A 16,470-nucleotide genomic window follows, 5' to 3' on the forward strand; every position below is an offset into this window, starting at 1 on the left:
CTAACAACGGCTGCAGCGGAGCGACGACGGCGCCGGCTGCTGCATGCCGGACGTTGGAGGTCCGCTTTCTAAGAGCCTGAAGGTCGCCTTTGGGTCGTAACCGGCCGCGCCTGATCGAAACATCTAGCGCTCTTCGCGAGCTTGGCGGGTGGGGAAACCGATATCGGCACTCGATCCAGACTTGACGCGGTTTTTTGCGTTCCGCTGCGCCTGACCTCGCCATTTCTCTCGCAGGGCACACGCAAGCGAACTGATCGAAGGGCATTCGACGAGAGCCTTGTTTAATGCGGAGTTGAAGATTATGCAGAGCCCCGTGGTCAGAGGCTCTGATTTGATGCTATTTCTTGGGCTGTTCACTGCGCATAAGGGAGCGGGTCTTGAGCAGGGCGATCAGGTGATCGGTCGCCTTGAAGCGCCCGTAGCGTAGTTTCGGCGGGATGATGGATTCAAGTGCTTCGAGCTTTACCGACGGATCGACGCGGGTGTACATCTCGGTGGTCTGGAGATGCGTATGCCCTAACCAAAGAGATACTTTTCGGAGATCCTTGGTCGCCTGCAAGACCGTCAGCGCGCAGGTGTGTCGCAAGACATGAGGGCTTACGCGTTTGGTCGACAGCGAGGGACAGTGCTGCGTTGCCGTTGCCACGTGTTTATGCAGGATGTACTCGAAGCCGGAACGTGTCATCGCTTCGCCTTGAGCATTCACAAACAGTTCTGGCACCCGCATGTCTCCGCGTACCGCCAACCATGCACGTAGTGCGGAGGTGGTTTCCTTCCACAACGGCAAGCAACGTTCTTTTCTGCCCTTACCATGAACGAGTACGCTTGCCTGCGGCTGTAAACTCAGATCGGCCAGTTGCAAGCCGACCAACTCCGACACGCGCAATCCTGCCGCATAGCAAAGATGGAGCATGGCGCGGTCGCGGATCCCTTCTCGATGGTCGGGCACGGGCGCGTTCAAAAGCGCTTGCATTTCATCACCCGTAAGGTGACGAACCAGCCGCGTATCGGCCTTCTTGAGCGGAATCGCCAGGACGCGCTGAATCTGCTCCATCGCCGAAGGAACGCGATAAGCCATGAAACGCATGAACGAGCGGATCGCGGCAAGGCGCGTATTTCTCGACGTCGCTCCATTGCCGCGCGTGGTTTCCAGGTGATTCAGGAAGGCGCTTACCAGACCGGCGTCGAGCTGCTCAAGGTTGAGCGCACAGGGTGCCACCTTGAGGCGATCGCTGGCGTACTCGAACAGCAGCTTGAATGCGTAGGCGTACGACTCACAGGTGTTGTCGCTGGCATTCCGTTCGATGGGCAGGCGTTGTTGGAGAAAGGCCGTGATGTGGGGTGCGATCGGAGTCGTGGTCATGGCCGCTCTCCGGTGAGGAAGCGTTCGCACCGCTCGGCGATGTTTCGCATCAGCTCCGGCGTTGCTTCAAGGTACCAATAGGTGTTGGCCGCCTGGGCATGACCGAGATAAGTTGACAGCGACAACAGATGTTGCGTGATGTGATCGCGATCATCCGGACAAGTCTCCAGGGCCCGGACGGCGAAGGTATGGCGCAGCGAATGCGGCGTCGCACGAGGCTGTCCGCGGTTGCGTGGCAGACCGATTTTCCGGGCGGCCGTTTGGAATGCGGATTCGACATTCCCCAAGCGCAGCGGCTTTCGATGCATGGAGACGAATAGGTGAGGATCATCGAATGGAGGCTGACGACGTCGTCGTTCGAGATAGCGCGCGAGGTGCGCTTGGGCGGTGTCATGGAGCGGAACGAGGCGGCTCTTGCGGAATTTGGAGGATCGAATCACCAGCCCATCAGCGGTGACGTCCTCATAGCACAAGCCGATCGCCTCCGAGACGCGAAGGCCTGTGCAGGCAAGTAACGCGAACAGCGTGCTGTAAGTGTCGCGCCGCAAGCCCTGGTAAACCGGCTGAAACGCTGCCGCCACCAAGCGCTCCACTTCATTTCTGGAGAGGATGTAAGGCGTTGGCCTTTGCCGCGACTCGCCACCAAAAACGGGCTCGGGTAGCTCATGGCGTGGGTCTTCCGCTCGCATGTAGCGGGCAAAGCGGATCACCTCGCCGAGCCGGCGGGCGCGTTGGTGAAGCGTTTGGGAAAGTCCGGCCCACTCGATGGCGATTCGTGAGCAAACGTGCTCTTCGCCTCTCGCGCTGGAGAAAGCCGCGAAGCTGTTCAGCAGGTGGCCCTCGGAATGCAGCGCGAATCCGCACGCGCGGCGCACAGCCAGATACGACTCTACCGCCTTCCTTAACATGATGGCATCTCCGACCAGGGTTGGGCAATCTGCCGCAAAGCGCTGACATCCACCTTGGCGTAAATCTGCGTGGTCTCGATCGAGCGGTGGCGCAGCACCGTGGCGATATCCTGTAACGAAGCTCCTTGCCGCAACATTGAGGCAGCCAGCGAGTGACGAAGTACATGGGCAGCGCCCCGGCTGGGGCATTTGACCTGAGCTCGGCGCATCGCTTGTTCGACGATCACGGAGACGGCACAATGATTCGCGAAGCCTCGAAACGGCGCACGAGCACGAAGAAAAACGGCGTCGACATCGCTTCGTGGTCGTCCCTCCAGCAGGTAATCCGCAACGGCTTGGCCGACCTCTTGGGTAAGCGCAAAGCGTGTGGTGTGTCGGCTCTTCCCGCAGACCGTAATCCAGGCGCCCTTCCAGTCGATATCGGCCAACCGCAGTTCAACAATGTCACCAGCGCGAAGGCCAAGGCGGGCCAACAGAAGCAAAATGGCGCGATCGCGCTTCCCGAGCGGAGTGCTCAGATTGCACGAAGCGATCACACGCTCCACGTCATCACTTGGCAGATAGCGTGGTAGCGACGAAAGACGCCAATGCGCGACAACCGGAATCGCCGCATCCAGACCCGCGGGGCACTGACCTTCAGCGATCAGAAAACGCAGGAACATGCGCACCGCTGTTGTACACTTCTTGGCCGCCGCCCACCCGGACTTCTGGACTGCTTCAAGGACAAACTGCCGCAAACCCTGCGCATCCAGACGACGCGGATCACCGCCGACACGAGCGATCAACCGCCGCAGCGGGATGCTGTAGTTATACAAGGTCGCCGCACAGGTTCCGCGTTGCTCACGCATCCACTGCTCGAATGCGCAGAGCAAAACCGGTTCGGTAGAGCCCCGTGTCGTCGCGCAGGCGACACCGCTGCCCGCCCGCTGAGCCTGTTCCACAAACAAGCGCGCCCCACGCAACACGTCGCGCCGGTTGCCATGAGCGTAGCCTGGGCACCGACACTGCTTCAGATGAAGAGCGAAGCGTGAAACCACCTGATCGTCAAAACCGTCGGCCGCTATGCCCGCCTTGCCTGCCCAATACAGAAAGTGTTCCGCCCCACGAATATGCCTACGAGCCGTAATGCGCGCATACCCCGCCTCGCTCAGCGCTTCCGCAAAGCCAGCGAGCGAATCTCCGCCAGGACCGCCGCGAAGCGCTCGAATTCGTACACAAGAATCGAAAAATCTCTCGAACATGACCTCTCCTTTCATGGATACCTTTGGCCGGATGACCATCGATATTATGTGGAGTGGATCAGCCTGGGCTGCCGCCATGCTCTCCTGATTCAACAGGAAAATCTTACCGTTCAGACTCCTTGGCTCTGCATAATCTTCAACTCCGCATTAAACAAGTAATGCGGTGCACCGCATTACTTGTTGGTTGTGGCGAGCGTCGTGCGGCATTCCCGATGAGGCTTTTGGCGGCCCTGCAAGCAGCGTGAAACCCGTGCGGTGGCTCGATTTCGCCCGCTGCATACCCGCTTTGCCCGCGTCGCCAAATCCGGGCAACCATCCCCCGCCACCGTCATTGCGAGGAGGCGCAGCCGACGCGGCAATCCAGAGGTTTTGCGCTTCGCGTGGTCGATGCGGCGGAAGACAGTAAGAGGAGGGAACTGGATTGCCGCGTCGGCGTCGCCTCCTCGCAATGACGGGCGTGCGGGCGTGCGGGCGTGCGGGCGGGTGGGGCGCCTTCAGGTGTCCACGCTTGACCCGCTTGTTCGACCCGCCTGCTTGCCGCCAGCGTTCTGCTGCTGACGAACGACCGCTTCGATCTCGCGGATCAGCAACTGCATCGTCGTTCCCCAGCCGGGGTTGTCGATCGTCGTCGCCTGGAAGCGCAGGAGCGCGCGCAACTCCTGCGGAAGTTCCGCCGCCTCGGGCAGGCGGGCACCCTCGACGAGCAGCGGAAAGATGGCCTTGCCCTGCCTGATCAGGTCCGCAATCTCCTTGCAGACGACATCGCCGGTTTCGTGCAGGCGTGGCGTGCGGCCGTCGGCGCCGGCCAGCAGCCACGATCGGCCGATGACCACGACACCGGCCTTGCACGCCTGCAGCGCGTCGTCGATCGAGTCATCCCAGGCATGGCTGGGCGCAATGTCGCTGATGTCGAGAAAAACCCGCCGCCCACCGAAATGCTCGGAGAGATCGTTGGCAATGCGTCCGGCCGCCGCCGGCGCATCGCTGCGACGGTAGGAAATGAAGACGTCGGGCGTTGCGGCGAGGGTGCCGCGCAGCAGATTGCCCAACTGGCCGGTGCCGCTCACCCATGGCTCGGCGAGCTGCAGAAACTGCGTGCGGCTCACTCCAGGGACCGGGTGGCCTTCCCAGGTCTTGAGGATTTCCTGGAAGACCGAGTCCGAGTTGCCGGTGAGTCCGCCCATGAAGGGCAGGGGAAAGACGGGTTTTCCCTGATCGATGATGCGCCGCGCGATGTCCAGCGCGCCACGCCCGCCACCGACCATCACGGCGGCAGCACAGCGGCTGATCGCTTCGCGCTTCCAGGCCTCGACGTCGTCCACGGCAACGATGCATCCGTCGTCGGCCGCGTAGCCGGGCAGCGGCAAACCGCCGCGCTCGAAGAGCCGGCCCCAGCCCAGCGAGATCTGCCAGAAAGCGCCCTGTGGCGTTTCGCCGCGTTCCCTGAGCGCTGCGCAGAAGGCGTCGGCAACCCAATGGTCGACGCCCGTGGAATTGCCGGCGATGAGCCCCAGGCCGGCGTCGGCCAGCGTCGCGCCGATCATGCGCGCGACGCGGCGTTTGGCGGCGTTGGTCCACCCGGTGCCGATGACCAGGACGGATGGCCGCTGACGATCGGTCATCGGCTGCGCCTGATGACGCAGGCGCGGGCCGTATCGGTCACGTTTGCCGGCATCAAATGCACCAGGTTTCCCGCGCCGCCTGCTCGGTGAAGTGGTTGAAGGCTTCGGCCGTACTCAGGAACACCCGCCCGCCGAGTCGCCGTTTGAGCAGCTCGCTGCGTTGCAGGCGGTCCATGACCGGCCCCTTGACTTCGCTCAGGTGCAGGTTGATCGACTGCCCGTGCAGGCTGCGGTTGATCTCGTTGAGGACGTAGAGGCCGGTGGTGTCGATACTGCTCACCGCCGACATCACCAGCAGCACGTCGCGCGTCGACTGCCCCTCTGCCGCGCGCTCCTTGAGCAGGTGTTCGAGGTGGTCGACGATGGCATCGACATTGCCGAAGAAGAGGTCGGCGTCGATACGCAACATGAGCAGCTCGGGGAGCGTCTCGACGCGATGTCGTTCGACGTTGCGAAAGTGCTCGCTGCCGGGGATCCGGCCGATGACCGCGATATGCGGCCGGCTGGCGCGCCAGATGACCGTCGCCAGCGACAGGACGACGCCGAGAATGACGCCTTCCTCGACCCCCAGCAGCAGCACGCCGGCGGTGGTCGCCAGTAGCGCTGCAGCGTCGCTGCGGTCATGGCGCCAGGCGACGCGCAAGGTTGCCAGGTCGATCATCCCGAGGACGGCGAGAATGATCGTCGCCGCCAGCGCCGGCAAGGGCAGCCACGATATCCAGGTGGTCGGCACGAGCAGCGCGAGGACGATCAGGCCGGCGGAAATAACGCTGGCCAGCGGCGTGTTGGCGCCGGCGGCGTAGTTGACCGCCGAGCGCGAAATGCTGCCGGTGACCGCGAAGCCGCCGGACACCGCGCTGGCCAGGTTGGCGGCGCCGAGTCCGAGCAACTCGCGGTTGCTGACGATTCTTTCGCCGCGCCGGTGAGCCAGCGACTGCGCAGCCGACTGGCTGGACAGGAAGATCATGAAGGCGATCAGCAGCGCGGGCCTGAGCAGGGGTTGCCAATGCTCGGCCGACACGGCCAGCGCGATCGCCGGCAGTCCGGAGGGAATCTCGCCGACGACCCTGACCCCGGCCTGCGCCAGGTCGAGGAGGGCGACGGCGGCCGTGGCCGCGACCAGGACCAGCACCGGCGCCAGCTTGGCGAGGATTTCCGCCGCTTTCGGCGACGCGCCAAGGGCGTTCAGCGCGCGTGCCAGAAAGGTCTTCGCCAGCCACAGGGCGAGCAGCGAAGCCAGACCGATGCTCGCACTCGGCAGATGGATGCTCGCCAGTGGCCCGCCGAGCAGCGATTCGACCTGACCGCTGGCGATGAGCAGCGCGGCGCCGCTGGTAAAACCGCTCATCACTGGCCGGCTGAGGAAGCCGGCGACGAAACCGAGGCGGAAAACGCCGCTCAGCAGGAGGATCGCGCCGGCGATCAGCGCCATCTGGCCGGCGAGAACCATGCTCAGCGCCGATCCCGGTGGTGCCAGGCTTGCCAGCGATGTTCCGATCATCAGCGAGGTGATGGCCATCGGCCCCACCGACTGCACCATGCTGCTGCCGAACAGCGCGTAGGCGAGCGGTGGCAGGATGCTGGCGTAAAGGCCGGTGACCGGCGGCAGGCCGGCGACCAGCGCGTAGGCCATGCTCTGCGGAATCAGCATCAGCGTGACAATGACGCCGGCGCCGATATCGCCGGCGAGCATGTCGCGTCGATAGTGCCGCAGCCAGATCAGCATCGTTGCCGTTTTCTCCTTGTCCGCCAGGCGCCCGCGGGCGCTGCGCCCATCTTACCGCGTGTGCCGCGCTGCGGGCTTTCGCTCGCCGCTGGTCAGTGCAGCGTGAACAGCGCCGCCAGCTCGTCCCGGCCAAGCTGGCCGATCCACTGTTCGCCGCTGCCGACGGTCAGCTCGGCGAGCTCGCGCTTGGCGCGGATCATGTCGTTGATGCGTTCCTCGAAGGTCGCCCGCGTGATCAGGCGATGCACCTGCACGTTCTGCTGCTGGCCGATGCGGTAGGCGCGGTCGGTCGCCTGCGCTTCGACGGCCGGGTTCCACCACAGGTCGTAGTGAATCACGCTCGACGCGGCGGTGAGGTTGAGACCGGTGCCGCCGGCCTTCAGCGAGAGCAGGAAGACCTGCTCGGTGCGATCGTTCTGGAAACGCTCGACGAGCGCGTCGCGGCGGCCGCGCGCCAGCCCCCCGTGCAGGAACAGCGGCTCGCGCGCGTAGCGTTGGCGCAGCCAGCCGGCGAGCAGTTCGCCCATTTCGCGAAACTGGGTGAATACCAGCACCTTGCCGTGGCTGGCGTGAATCTCGTCGATCAGTTCGAGGAAGCGTTCCGCCTTGCCGGAGAGCGCGGCGCCGGCTTGCCCCTGCTTCAGGTACTGCGCCGGATGGTTGCAGATCTGCTTCAGTGCCAGAATCATCTGCAACACCAGGCCCTGGCGCCGGAAGGTGTCCGACTCGCCGGCGATGACGCGCAAACCTTCCTGGACCACCGACTCGTAGAGCGCGCTCTGCGCGGCGGACAGGCTGCAGTACTGGTCCTGCTCGATCTTGTCCGGCAGGTCGTCGATGATCGTGCGGTCGGACTTCAGCCGGCGCAGCAGGAAGGGCGCGGTGACCCGCCGGAAGCGCTCGACCGCCTGCTGGTCGCGATGCGTCTGGATCGGAACGGCATACTCCCTGACGAACTGCGGCAGCCTGCCGAGGTAGCCGCGGTTGGCGAAGTCCATGATGCTCCAGTACTCGGAGAGGCGGTTCTCCACCGGCGTGCCGCTCATGGCGATGAAGCTGCCCGCCGGGATCGCCTTCACCGCCCGCGTCTGCGCGGTCGCCGGGTTCTTGATGTTCTGCGCTTCGTCGACCACCAGCACCCGCCAGGCGAGCGCCTTGAGCGCCGCGGCCTCGCTGCGCGCGATGCCGTAGGTGGTGAGCAGTACGTCCGGGCGCTGTGCTCCCTGGCGGGTCGCCAGTTCGCGCCGGGTGCCGTGAAAGACGGCGACGCTCAGCGTCGGCGCGAAGCGGGCGATCTCCTTCTGCCAGTTGGTGAGCAGGCTGGTCGGGACGATGACCAGCGCCTTGGCGTCGTCCAGCGCGCCGTCGTCGCGCAGCTTCTGCAGCGTGGCGATCACCTGCAGCGTCTTGCCGAGCCCCATGTCGTCGGCGATGACGCTGCCGAAACCGAGGCAGGCGTTGCGGTAGAGCCAGGCGTAGCCGCGCTGCTGGTAGGGACGCAACGTCGCCTCTATGGCGTCCGGCAGTTCGACGTCGCCGGCTTCCCGCAGCTGTTGCAGGAGGCGTTGTGCGGCGTCGTCGAGGCCGATCGTCGCGCCGGCATATTCGCCGGCGAGCGCGGCGCGCAGCAGCTCGCTTCCCGACAGCGCCGGCGGGCGCGCCAGTTGCGCGCGCAGGCGCTCGATCTCGTTCGGGTCGAGATAGACGTAGGTGCCCTTGAAACGGATCACGCCGGTAGCGTCGCGCACCAGTTCCTCGAACGCTTCCTGCGTCAGCAGCTGGTCGCCGACCGCCACCCGCCAGTCGAAAGCGAAAACGTCGTCGGCGTTGAGGAAGCCGCCACCGTCACTCGCCTGGCCCTTGACCTGCAGCGACAGGCGCGGTCGCAGCAGGCGCTCCAGCGCCTTGGGCAGCAGCGCGCGGATGCCGAGCAGGCGAACGACCGGCAGCGTGTCGAAGAGGAAAGCGGGCAGCGCGTCGGCGGCAATGCGCAGCGGCGTGCGCGCGCCGGCGCTGACGTAGGCGTTGAGCGGCGGGTAGAACTCGGCGAGCAGGGAAACCGTTTGCAGAACGGCGAAGCGCGCCTGCGCCCAGGCCGGGTCGGCGAGCACCGTCGCCAGCGCCACCGGCGGCTGCAGCGCCGCGCCGCTTTCCGCGGCCAGGGTCAGCTCGAAGGGGTCGCCGTCGTCATCGTGCCCCGCGCGCTCATCGTGCTCATCGTGCTCACCATGCTCATCCGCTTGCGCGGCTCCGTCGTCGAGGCACAGCACCGGCGCGTGCTCGCGACGGGCGAGGTGAAAGCGCGCCAGCCAGGCGTGGATACCGGCAGCGACCGATCCTTCGCCGGGGCCGTCGTAGAGCGCCCGACCGCCGAGGAAAAACAGCGCCAGCGTCTTGTCGCCGGCAGCCTTGTCGCCGTCGGCCGTGCTCCACGCGTGGATGAAGTGATCGAGAAACAGCGAACAGAGGACGGTCGCCTGCGCCTCGGCGCTCAGCGGCAGCGTCTTGCGGCCTTCGCGCACCGTCACCCGGCCCGGTGGAAGGGCCGCCTGCACGCGCTGCAACAGCGCCCGCACGGCCGGGTCGAGGGTCGCCGGCAGCCAGCGCAGTGCCACTGCCTGGCCCTTCAGCGCAAGAATCTGCGGCACCACGGCGCCGCGCGCGAGCAGGTGCAGGGCGAGCAGGCGCAACGGCTGCAACGCCGCCAGTTCGGGCTGGAAGTCGGGCAGGCGGGCCGGCGCCAGCTCGCCCAGCGCCGCGACCAGCTGCGGCCAGTCGCTGATCCCGGCGACGCTGCTCAGTGTCGCGGCGTGATTCGCGTCGAGGAGCACGACGGGCCGGTCGTCCGGTGAGAGCAGGGCGGCGGCGTCGCCGGTTTGGTCGCCCGTTGCGTAGCCCGCTCCGTCGCCCGGCACGACGTCGAGCGCCTTGCGCGCCGCTTTTGCGACGCGCGCCAGCGCACGACCCAGCGTCGCGCGGAAATCGCCGGCAGCGAAGAACGGCGGCCGCTCCGGCAGGACGCGCAGCAGCGCTTCGGAAAGCTCCGGCACGAGGGAGAAATCGAGCCTGTCGAGCAGCCCGGTATCGGCTTCGGTTCGCTCGTCGCCGGGCGGCAGCAGCTCGCCCAGCGTCGGCAGCGCGGCGCCGGCATCGTCGTCGAGGTGAATACCGTGTCCTTTCAGGGCCGCGGTGAGGTCGACGCCGCGCAGCGAAAAGACCAGGAAGGGATTGCCGTCGATCTCCCGGCTGAGCAGGTAGATCGCCGCCGCCAGGTGCTTGCACGGCACCGCCCAGTCCGGGCACGAGCAGTCCATCGCCAGATCCTGCCAGCGCGTCGGAAAAACGGCGACGCCCAGTTCGCCGGCCAGCGCCAGCAGCGCCGGATCGAGCTTGCCGTTGAGCATGCCGGCGATCAGCGCCGGGTCGGCGGCAATCCGCTCGAGCAGGCGAGTGACGTCGCGCGCGGCCATCGGCGGCACCGCGATGCTCACCCGGTACGGCCGCACGCGCGAGCCCTTGACGCTCGCGGCGATCGTGCCGCCGCTCACCGTCAGGTTCTTCACCGCCCCCTTGTTGGCATAGCTGCGCCCGCGCGGCAAGCGGTTGTCGTAGTCGATATGGGTCAGCGCGTCGAGCCACTGCTCGCCCCACCAGGTCTGGCCAAAGGCCGCGCGGCTTACCACGGGCTTGGCGCCGGCGTCGGTGCGGCAGGAAGGGAGGCGCGGGCTTTGTCCATGGCGGAATTCTTTCTCGTGGCGCTTCTTGTGCGCCGCAAAAAAAATCAGGGCGTGCGGTAGCGGGGATAGTCGATTTCAAGCTCCCGGCATTTTAGCGACGCGCGGGACGAACGGCTAGCGCCGCCACGGCGAGCGCAGCGAAGCAATCGAGGGCGTGGCAAGGCGCTCGAGGTGGCAATCGGCATGGCTTCCGCTGCGTTCTCCAGGTATAGCGAGGGCAGTGGTCGCCCGCCCGCCGGTTTGCTGGACTGCCGCGTCGCTACGCTCACTCGCAGTGACGGTCTGGAGTGCGTGGTGGGTGGCGGCGCTGGCGGGGCTGGAGCTGCCGCTCTGATGGCCAGGCCGCCTAAGTCACCGACAAGCCCCGCCCTCCGGCTCGACTCGCGATATTTTCAGCGCTGGCGCTGCCGTGTTGTCGGTGCGGGCACCGCATTGCCGGCAAGACGTTCTTCGAGAAAGGCACGTATTTCCTGCCAGGGAATCGTTTCACCAGAGGCCGCGATTCGGGCGTGGCGATTTTCGGCGACCTGACTGAAGTCCGCGCGCCGTTCTTCCTGCTCCGCCTTCACCGCAATGGCGGCGAGGATGAAAGCATGGGATGTTGTACCGGCATGTTTGGCGGCTTCGGCAACGCGAGCTTTGAGGCCTTTTGGCAAACGGATGGTTGTCAGTCGTGGGCATGGCTGACTCCAGTCGTTGCTTAGCGCGGCCGTTGGCCGCAACCAAAAGGAGGTGTCGCCCCCGATACCGCCGGATTTAATTTGCGAGGACAATATCCTCAACCCCACGTAGGAGGTAGACCACCGCACGGCAAGCGAGGCGACATGGACATTTTCCTCAAGAAGCACGAAGAGTCAATCCTGGGTGTGGTCGAAGGGTTCGACCGGATCATCTTCAAGGGCTACCTGACCTCGATGTTTCCGGATGGTGCGTTTGGCCGCTACCTGTCCAAGCGAGGCGTGCTGCTCAAGGATGCCGGGAAGTTCTTCGAAAGCGAAACCGAAACGCTCATCCAACACGCCAAGACGACCGCCGAAGAGGCGGGGCGTCCCTACCACTTTCTCGTCTCCGCGCACACGCACGCCAGCGGTCGATCGAAGGAAGCGATGGCCCGAGCCATCGCCGAGCAGGACGGCATCAGCGAAGGCCTGGTCTGCATCTTCTCGGTTCTCGAACCGTGCGTCTCGTTCGCCGTTGCCGGCAATCGCAAGACACAACGTCTGGAAGTCGTCCGGCGCAATCGCCGCTGCCTGCACCTGTACTGGTATCTGATCGACCCGGTTTTTGGCTGGATGCACGTGCGTATCCAGACCTGGGCGCCGTACGCCATTCAGATTTACGTCAATGGCCGCGAGTGGCTGTGTCGGCAACTGCCGCAAGTGGGTGTGGCCTTCGAGCGTAGCGACAACAAGATTCTCTGGGTGTCGGATTTCGAGGCCACGGCGGCACTCGCCGAGCAGTTCAATCACACCGACTGGCCGGCGTTCCTGATTCGCCAGGTGGCCCGCGTCAATCCGCTCTTGCCGGCCATCGCCGCGGCGAAGTTCGACGGCTACTGGTTCGGCATCGACCAGGCAGAAGTGGCCACCGATATCCTGTTCAAGTCCAGAGCCGATCTCGAACGGATCCACCAGCACCTCGTCCATGCCGCCATCACCGGCTTCGGCGCCACTGACGTCATGCGCTTTCTTGGCCAAAAACCTCATCACCTCTTCACGGGCGAAGTCGTGATCGACAGCAAGAAGCGGCCTGAAGGTTGCCGGATCAAGTTCCGTATCCGACGCAACTCCGTCAAACTTTACGATCATCTCAACGTCTTGAGAATCGAGACCACCCTCAACAATCCGGCAGAGTTCAAAATCCTCACCTCGTCCGAAAATGCCGAGGGTCAGGTCGTCTGCCGGTGGTCGCCGATGCGCAAAGGGGTCTCGAATTTCTGGCGCTACGCCGAAGTCGCTCACGGTGCCAACTCGCGCCTGATCGACGCCTTGGCCAATGCTCCCCTTCAAGGTCAGGCGATCGAGGCTATCGATCGCCTGTGCCGGTCACAGAGCAAGGCCGGTCGGCATGTCGCCGCTTTCAACCCGGTCACCGCGGAGAACGTCGCTCTGTTCACCTCGCTGCTGGCCGGCGAGTTCGCCATCAATGGCTTCCGCAACCGCGATCTCCAGGCCAAGCTTTACTCCGCCCCTCCCAACAACACGGCCGAAGGCAAGCGGCGCACGCATCGAACCAGCCGCCTGATCGCTAAACTGCGCGGCCATGGCTTGATCGCCAAGGTCACCAACTCTCGCCTCTACCGCGTCACGCAAAACGGCGTCAAAGCAATGTGGGCCGCCGTCCGCTGCCGCCGTATCGACTTTCCAGCCGCTTTCAACATGTCAGAATCATTCGCGCAATAGAGACAATTCCTGCGGGGGAATTTCATAAGCAAGAAACAACTGTAGCGCGTTCGTACTACAGCAAACCATCCAAAAGTCACCTACGCTTTTCCGCCGGCCGGTCATTTTCCTGTCAAGCAGTCTTCGAGACAGCCAGGGGAATACGTAGGTGGCCATGGTGGTTCATCCCCGCGCCTGCGGGGAACGCAAGCCAGAGCAGCGCGAAGCTATCCGAAAAAACGGTTCATCCCCGCGCCTGCGGGGAACGCTAGTCTGTAGCGCCTGGCGATGCTGTGACGCCACGGTTCATCCCCGCGCCTGCGGGGAACGCCGCTCGCATGGTGCGTCCGTTGCGTCCGAAGCCGGTTCATCCCCGCGCCTGCGGGGAACGCGGTATTCCGCAACGAACAGCGCCTGCCGACGATGGTTCATCCCCGCGCCTGCGGGGAACGCCCGTAATCGCGCCACGCGTCGCTCCGCTATAACGGTTCATCCCCGCGCCTGCGGGGAACGCAAAACCCATCATCTGGTGACCGCGCATATGGACGGTTCATCCCCGCGCCTGCGGGGAACGCCATCAAGACCACTGTGCACCGCAATCTGGTTGCGGTTCATCCCCGCGCCTGCGGGGAACGCGCGTTGTTTCAGTTCCTCAATTAATTCCGTGGCGGTTCATCCCCGCGCCTGCGGGGAACGCCACGGCGCAAAGCGCAGCATGTCCGCGTAGGGCGGTTCATCCCCGCGCCTGCGGGGAACGCAACGAGGGAAGCCACTACGAGCCGGCCGACTACGGTTCATCCCCGCGCCTGCGGGGAACGCGACCTTGCACCTCACGAACGTAGCCATGCCGACGGTTCATCCCCGCGCCTGCGGGGAACGCGATTGGCACCCTGTATAACCGTCGGCGATCCACGGTTCATCCCCGCGCCTGCGGGGAACGCTGGAATAGCAACATAACAACACCCCCGCTTAACGGTTCATCCCCGCGCCTGCGGGGAACGCGGCCGCTCCTGCCGCATCTACTGGAACAGTGACGGTTCATCCCCGCGCCTGCGGGGAACGCCGATGCCGGAACATCCCCGAAGAACTCGCCCGCGGTTCATCCCCGCGCCTGCGGGGAACGCGAGCGCCTCACAAGCGCGACCGCATCTGGATTCGGTTCATCCCCGCGCCTGCGGGGAACGCATGTGATCGCGCAGGCGGCGCAGATCGATGAACGGTTCATCCCCGCGCCTGCGGGGAACGCCTGATCGACTATCGCCTTAAAGCGCGGATCGACGGTTCATCCCCGCGCCTGCGGGGAACGCGGCGGCGGCCAGGGCGGTTTCCGCTTGTGCTGCGGTTCATCCCCGCGCCTGCGGGGAACGCTGGCTGCATCAACGCGTTGGCCCTGCAAACCGCGGTTCATCCCCGCGCCTGCGGGGAACGCCAGATACCGGGCTAGGTAAATCACGGATGCAGCGGTTCATCCCCGCGCCTGCGGGGAACGCCGATGCCTGCCGACCAGGTAGAAGTTACAATCCGGTTCATCCCCGCGCCTGCGGGGAACGCAGCGACGACGACAGTTTTTACCGACGCGTTACCGGTTCATCCCCGCGCCTGCGGGGAACGCCAGACACGGCCGCGGCGGGCGCGACTCCCGTGCGGTTCATCCCCGCGCCTGCGGGGAACGCGCCACGAAGATGTCGCGACGAGAGCAGGAGCGCGGTTCATCCCCGCGCCTGCGGGGAACGCTTTCGAAGGCAGACGCCAAAACGGCGGGCTTGCGGTTCATCCCCGCGCCTGCGGGGAACGCCAAGGCAGACTGGATCAAAAATGCAAGCAGCGCGGTTCATCCCCGCGCCTGCGGGGAACGCGCCAGCCCGAAAAAGCCGGTCTGTCATGCCTCCGGTTCATCCCCGCGCCTGCGGGGAACGCACGCTGCCAGGCATTCCGTGACAATGAGGCCGCGGTTCATCCCCGCGCCTGCGGGGAACGCCGGCGCAGACGGTAGTGTGTCCGAGTAGCAGGCGGTTCATCCCCGCGCCTGCGGGGAACGCCAATTCGGACACGGTGAAACGAAGGCTACGTGCGGTTCATCCCCGCGCCTGCGGGGAACGCCGCCGGACCGACGATAACCAGAAACCCGACCACGGTTCATCCCCGCGCCTGCGGGGAACGCGACGGCTTTGAGACCGTTGGTCATCGGGATGGCGGTTCATCCCCGCGCCTGCGGGGAACGCATGTGGATAGTTTGGAACGTTCCAATCGGGAGCGGTTCATCCCCGCGCCTGCGGGGAACGCGTGTGATGTGCCAGGCGGCAGGTAAGGTGATCTCTATGAATATTCATACCGTGCAGGCCGGTCGGATCAGGATGTCCCACTTCGGTAGAAGTGGGTTTCGTGCCAGCCTGGACTCGACAGCTTGCATGGCATCCTTGGCCACGGTGATTCCTTTTTCATAGACCGTGCGGCTCAGTTCGACGACGGGATGAACGCCTTTCCAGGTCATGCTCTTGGCCCACTCCAGCATCGTTTGGGTGTCGGTCAGCTTGGCGCCGTTCCAGTGCTTTTCCAGGATTCCCCAGCAACGCTCCACAGGATTGTATTTGCTGTGGTACGGCGGATAGTACAAGAGGCGGATGGACTTGCCGATGTGATCGGCAAACTCGACGATTCGCTTGAGAAATTGCGTGGGTCGTAAGCGTCCAGCCCGCCCATCTGTAATTCGACGTCGATCTGCTTCAACCTCAATGTTTTCGAGGGGAGGCAAAAATGGACAAAGATGCAGAGCGGGAAAGGTACTGGGAACGGCATGTGGGCGCCTGGCGCGCGAGCGGGGAGACGCAGAGAGCGTACTGTGACCGGCACGGGCTAAAGAACCATTCGCTGAGTTACTGGCACCTGCGCCTGGCAAGAGGGACAAACGCGCAGGAAGGAAGCGCTTCGCTGACACTGATTCCCGCGGTACGGGTTCCGGAGGTGGCGGCTTCGCTGCCGAGCCTGTCGCTCACCATCGCCAACGGCTGGCGCCTTGAATTTGCGGGTCTGCCTCCCGCCGTTTGGCTGGCAGAGCTTTGCGGAAGACGCTCATGATCGCGCCCACGCCGCTCACCCCGCCGTCGGCAGGTATCTGGCTGGCGATTGAACCGGTGGACATGCGTCTGGGCATCGATGGCCTTTCCGCCCGCATCCAGGCCAACCTCGGGCGCTCCCCGTGTGATGGCACCGCCTATGCGTTTACCAATCGCAAGCGCAGCCGTCTCAAACTACTGGTCTGGGACGGCACCGGCGTCTGGCTATCGCAACGGCGGCTGCATCGGGGAAGCTTCACCTGGCCCCAGGCTGGCGACCGGGTATTCGCTCTGACGCCGGGACAATGGCAGTGGCTGATCGCCGGTGTCGACTGGCAACGGCGTGACGCTCCCGCACCGGCGCATTGGCAGGTCTAGCAGCCCGCAGGTTTCCGAAAAAAGTCATGCAAAAACGGTCACTTGCCTACGTTCATAGCCA

11 protein-coding genes and 1 CRISPR repeat array are annotated in these 16,470 nt (G+C 64.8%); of the genes, 3 read left to right on the forward strand and 8 right to left on the reverse strand.

The features are described from left to right. Positions 1–337 precede the first annotated feature (337 nt). The 7 genes from QZ634_RS01820 to QZ634_RS01850 all read right to left on the reverse strand — a co-directional run bounded on the left by QZ634_RS01820 (position 338) and on the right by QZ634_RS01850 (position 11,268). The gene (locus QZ634_RS01820; protein ID WP_291985058.1) at positions 338–1,363 is read right to left on the reverse strand and encodes a tyrosine-type recombinase/integrase; all 1,026 of its coding nucleotides are present in this window, start codon (positions 1,361–1,363) and stop codon (positions 338–340) included. Next, the gene (locus QZ634_RS01825; protein WP_291985060.1) at positions 1,360–2,271 is read right to left on the reverse strand and encodes a tyrosine-type recombinase/integrase; all 912 of its coding nucleotides are present in this window, start codon (positions 2,269–2,271) and stop codon (positions 1,360–1,362) included. The genes QZ634_RS01820 and QZ634_RS01825 overlap by 4 nt, the downstream gene beginning before the upstream one ends. After that, positions 2,265–3,512: a site-specific integrase gene (locus QZ634_RS01830; RefSeq protein WP_291985062.1), complete on the reverse strand. Its 1,248-nt coding sequence runs from the start codon at positions 3,510–3,512 to the stop codon at positions 2,265–2,267. The genes QZ634_RS01825 and QZ634_RS01830 overlap by 7 nt, the downstream gene beginning before the upstream one ends. A 494-nt stretch (positions 3,513–4,006) precedes the next feature. Beyond that, positions 4,007–5,134, reverse strand: a complete 1,128-nt coding sequence (locus tag QZ634_RS01835) for a toll/interleukin-1 receptor domain-containing protein (protein ID WP_291985065.1) — start codon at positions 5,132–5,134, stop codon at positions 4,007–4,009. Positions 5,135–5,186: 52 nt separating this feature from the next. Continuing rightward, entirely contained in the window at positions 5,187–6,860 is a 1,674-nt protein-coding gene (gene sulP, locus QZ634_RS01840; RefSeq protein WP_291985067.1) for a sulfate permease, read from the reverse strand. 92 nt (positions 6,861–6,952) lie between these two features. Next, positions 6,953–10,543, reverse strand: coding sequence for a DEAD/DEAH box helicase (locus tag QZ634_RS01845; protein WP_291985069.1), 3,591 nt, complete (start codon positions 10,541–10,543; stop codon positions 6,953–6,955). Between the two features lie 446 nt (positions 10,544–10,989). Continuing rightward, a complete protein-coding gene (locus QZ634_RS01850; RefSeq protein ID WP_291987945.1) occupies positions 10,990–11,268 on the reverse strand; it encodes a CopG family transcriptional regulator in 279 nt (92 codons plus the stop codon). 153 nt (positions 11,269–11,421) lie between these two features. On the opposite strand from QZ634_RS01850, the gene QZ634_RS01855 reads away from it, so the two are divergent. Continuing rightward, positions 11,422–12,999 carry a hypothetical protein gene (locus QZ634_RS01855; RefSeq protein WP_291985071.1) on the forward strand — a complete coding sequence of 526 codons (1,578 nt, stop codon included), beginning with the start codon at positions 11,422–11,424 and terminating at the stop codon, positions 12,997–12,999. 158 nt (positions 13,000–13,157) lie between these two features. Then, positions 13,158–15,261: a CRISPR direct-repeat array (repeat unit 29 nt; unit sequence CGGTTCATCCCCGCGCCTGCGGGGAACGC). A 43-nt stretch (positions 15,262–15,304) separates the two neighbouring features. On the opposite strand, the gene QZ634_RS01860 is transcribed toward QZ634_RS01855, so the two are convergent. Continuing rightward, positions 15,305–15,730 (reverse strand): transposase, encoded by a 426-nt coding sequence (locus QZ634_RS01860; RefSeq protein WP_291985073.1) that lies wholly within the window; start codon positions 15,728–15,730, stop codon positions 15,305–15,307. Between the two features lie 2 nt (positions 15,731–15,732). Here QZ634_RS01860 and QZ634_RS01865 point away from each other — a divergent pair, with 2 nt between their 5' ends. Next, on the forward strand, positions 15,733–16,053 hold the full coding sequence (locus tag QZ634_RS01865; protein WP_291985075.1) for a hypothetical protein: 321 nt from the start codon (positions 15,733–15,735) through the stop codon (positions 16,051–16,053). Further along, on the forward strand, positions 16,050–16,409 hold the full coding sequence (gene tnpB / locus QZ634_RS01870) for an IS66 family insertion sequence element accessory protein TnpB (RefSeq protein ID WP_291985077.1): 360 nt from the start codon (positions 16,050–16,052) through the stop codon (positions 16,407–16,409). Before QZ634_RS01865 ends, tnpB begins: the two co-directional genes overlap by 4 nt. Positions 16,410–16,470 lie beyond the last annotated feature (61 nt).

The organism is Candidatus Accumulibacter sp. ACC007 (assembly GCF_907163205.1).
Taxonomy (GTDB): Bacteria; Pseudomonadota; Gammaproteobacteria; order Burkholderiales; family Rhodocyclaceae; genus Accumulibacter; species Accumulibacter regalis.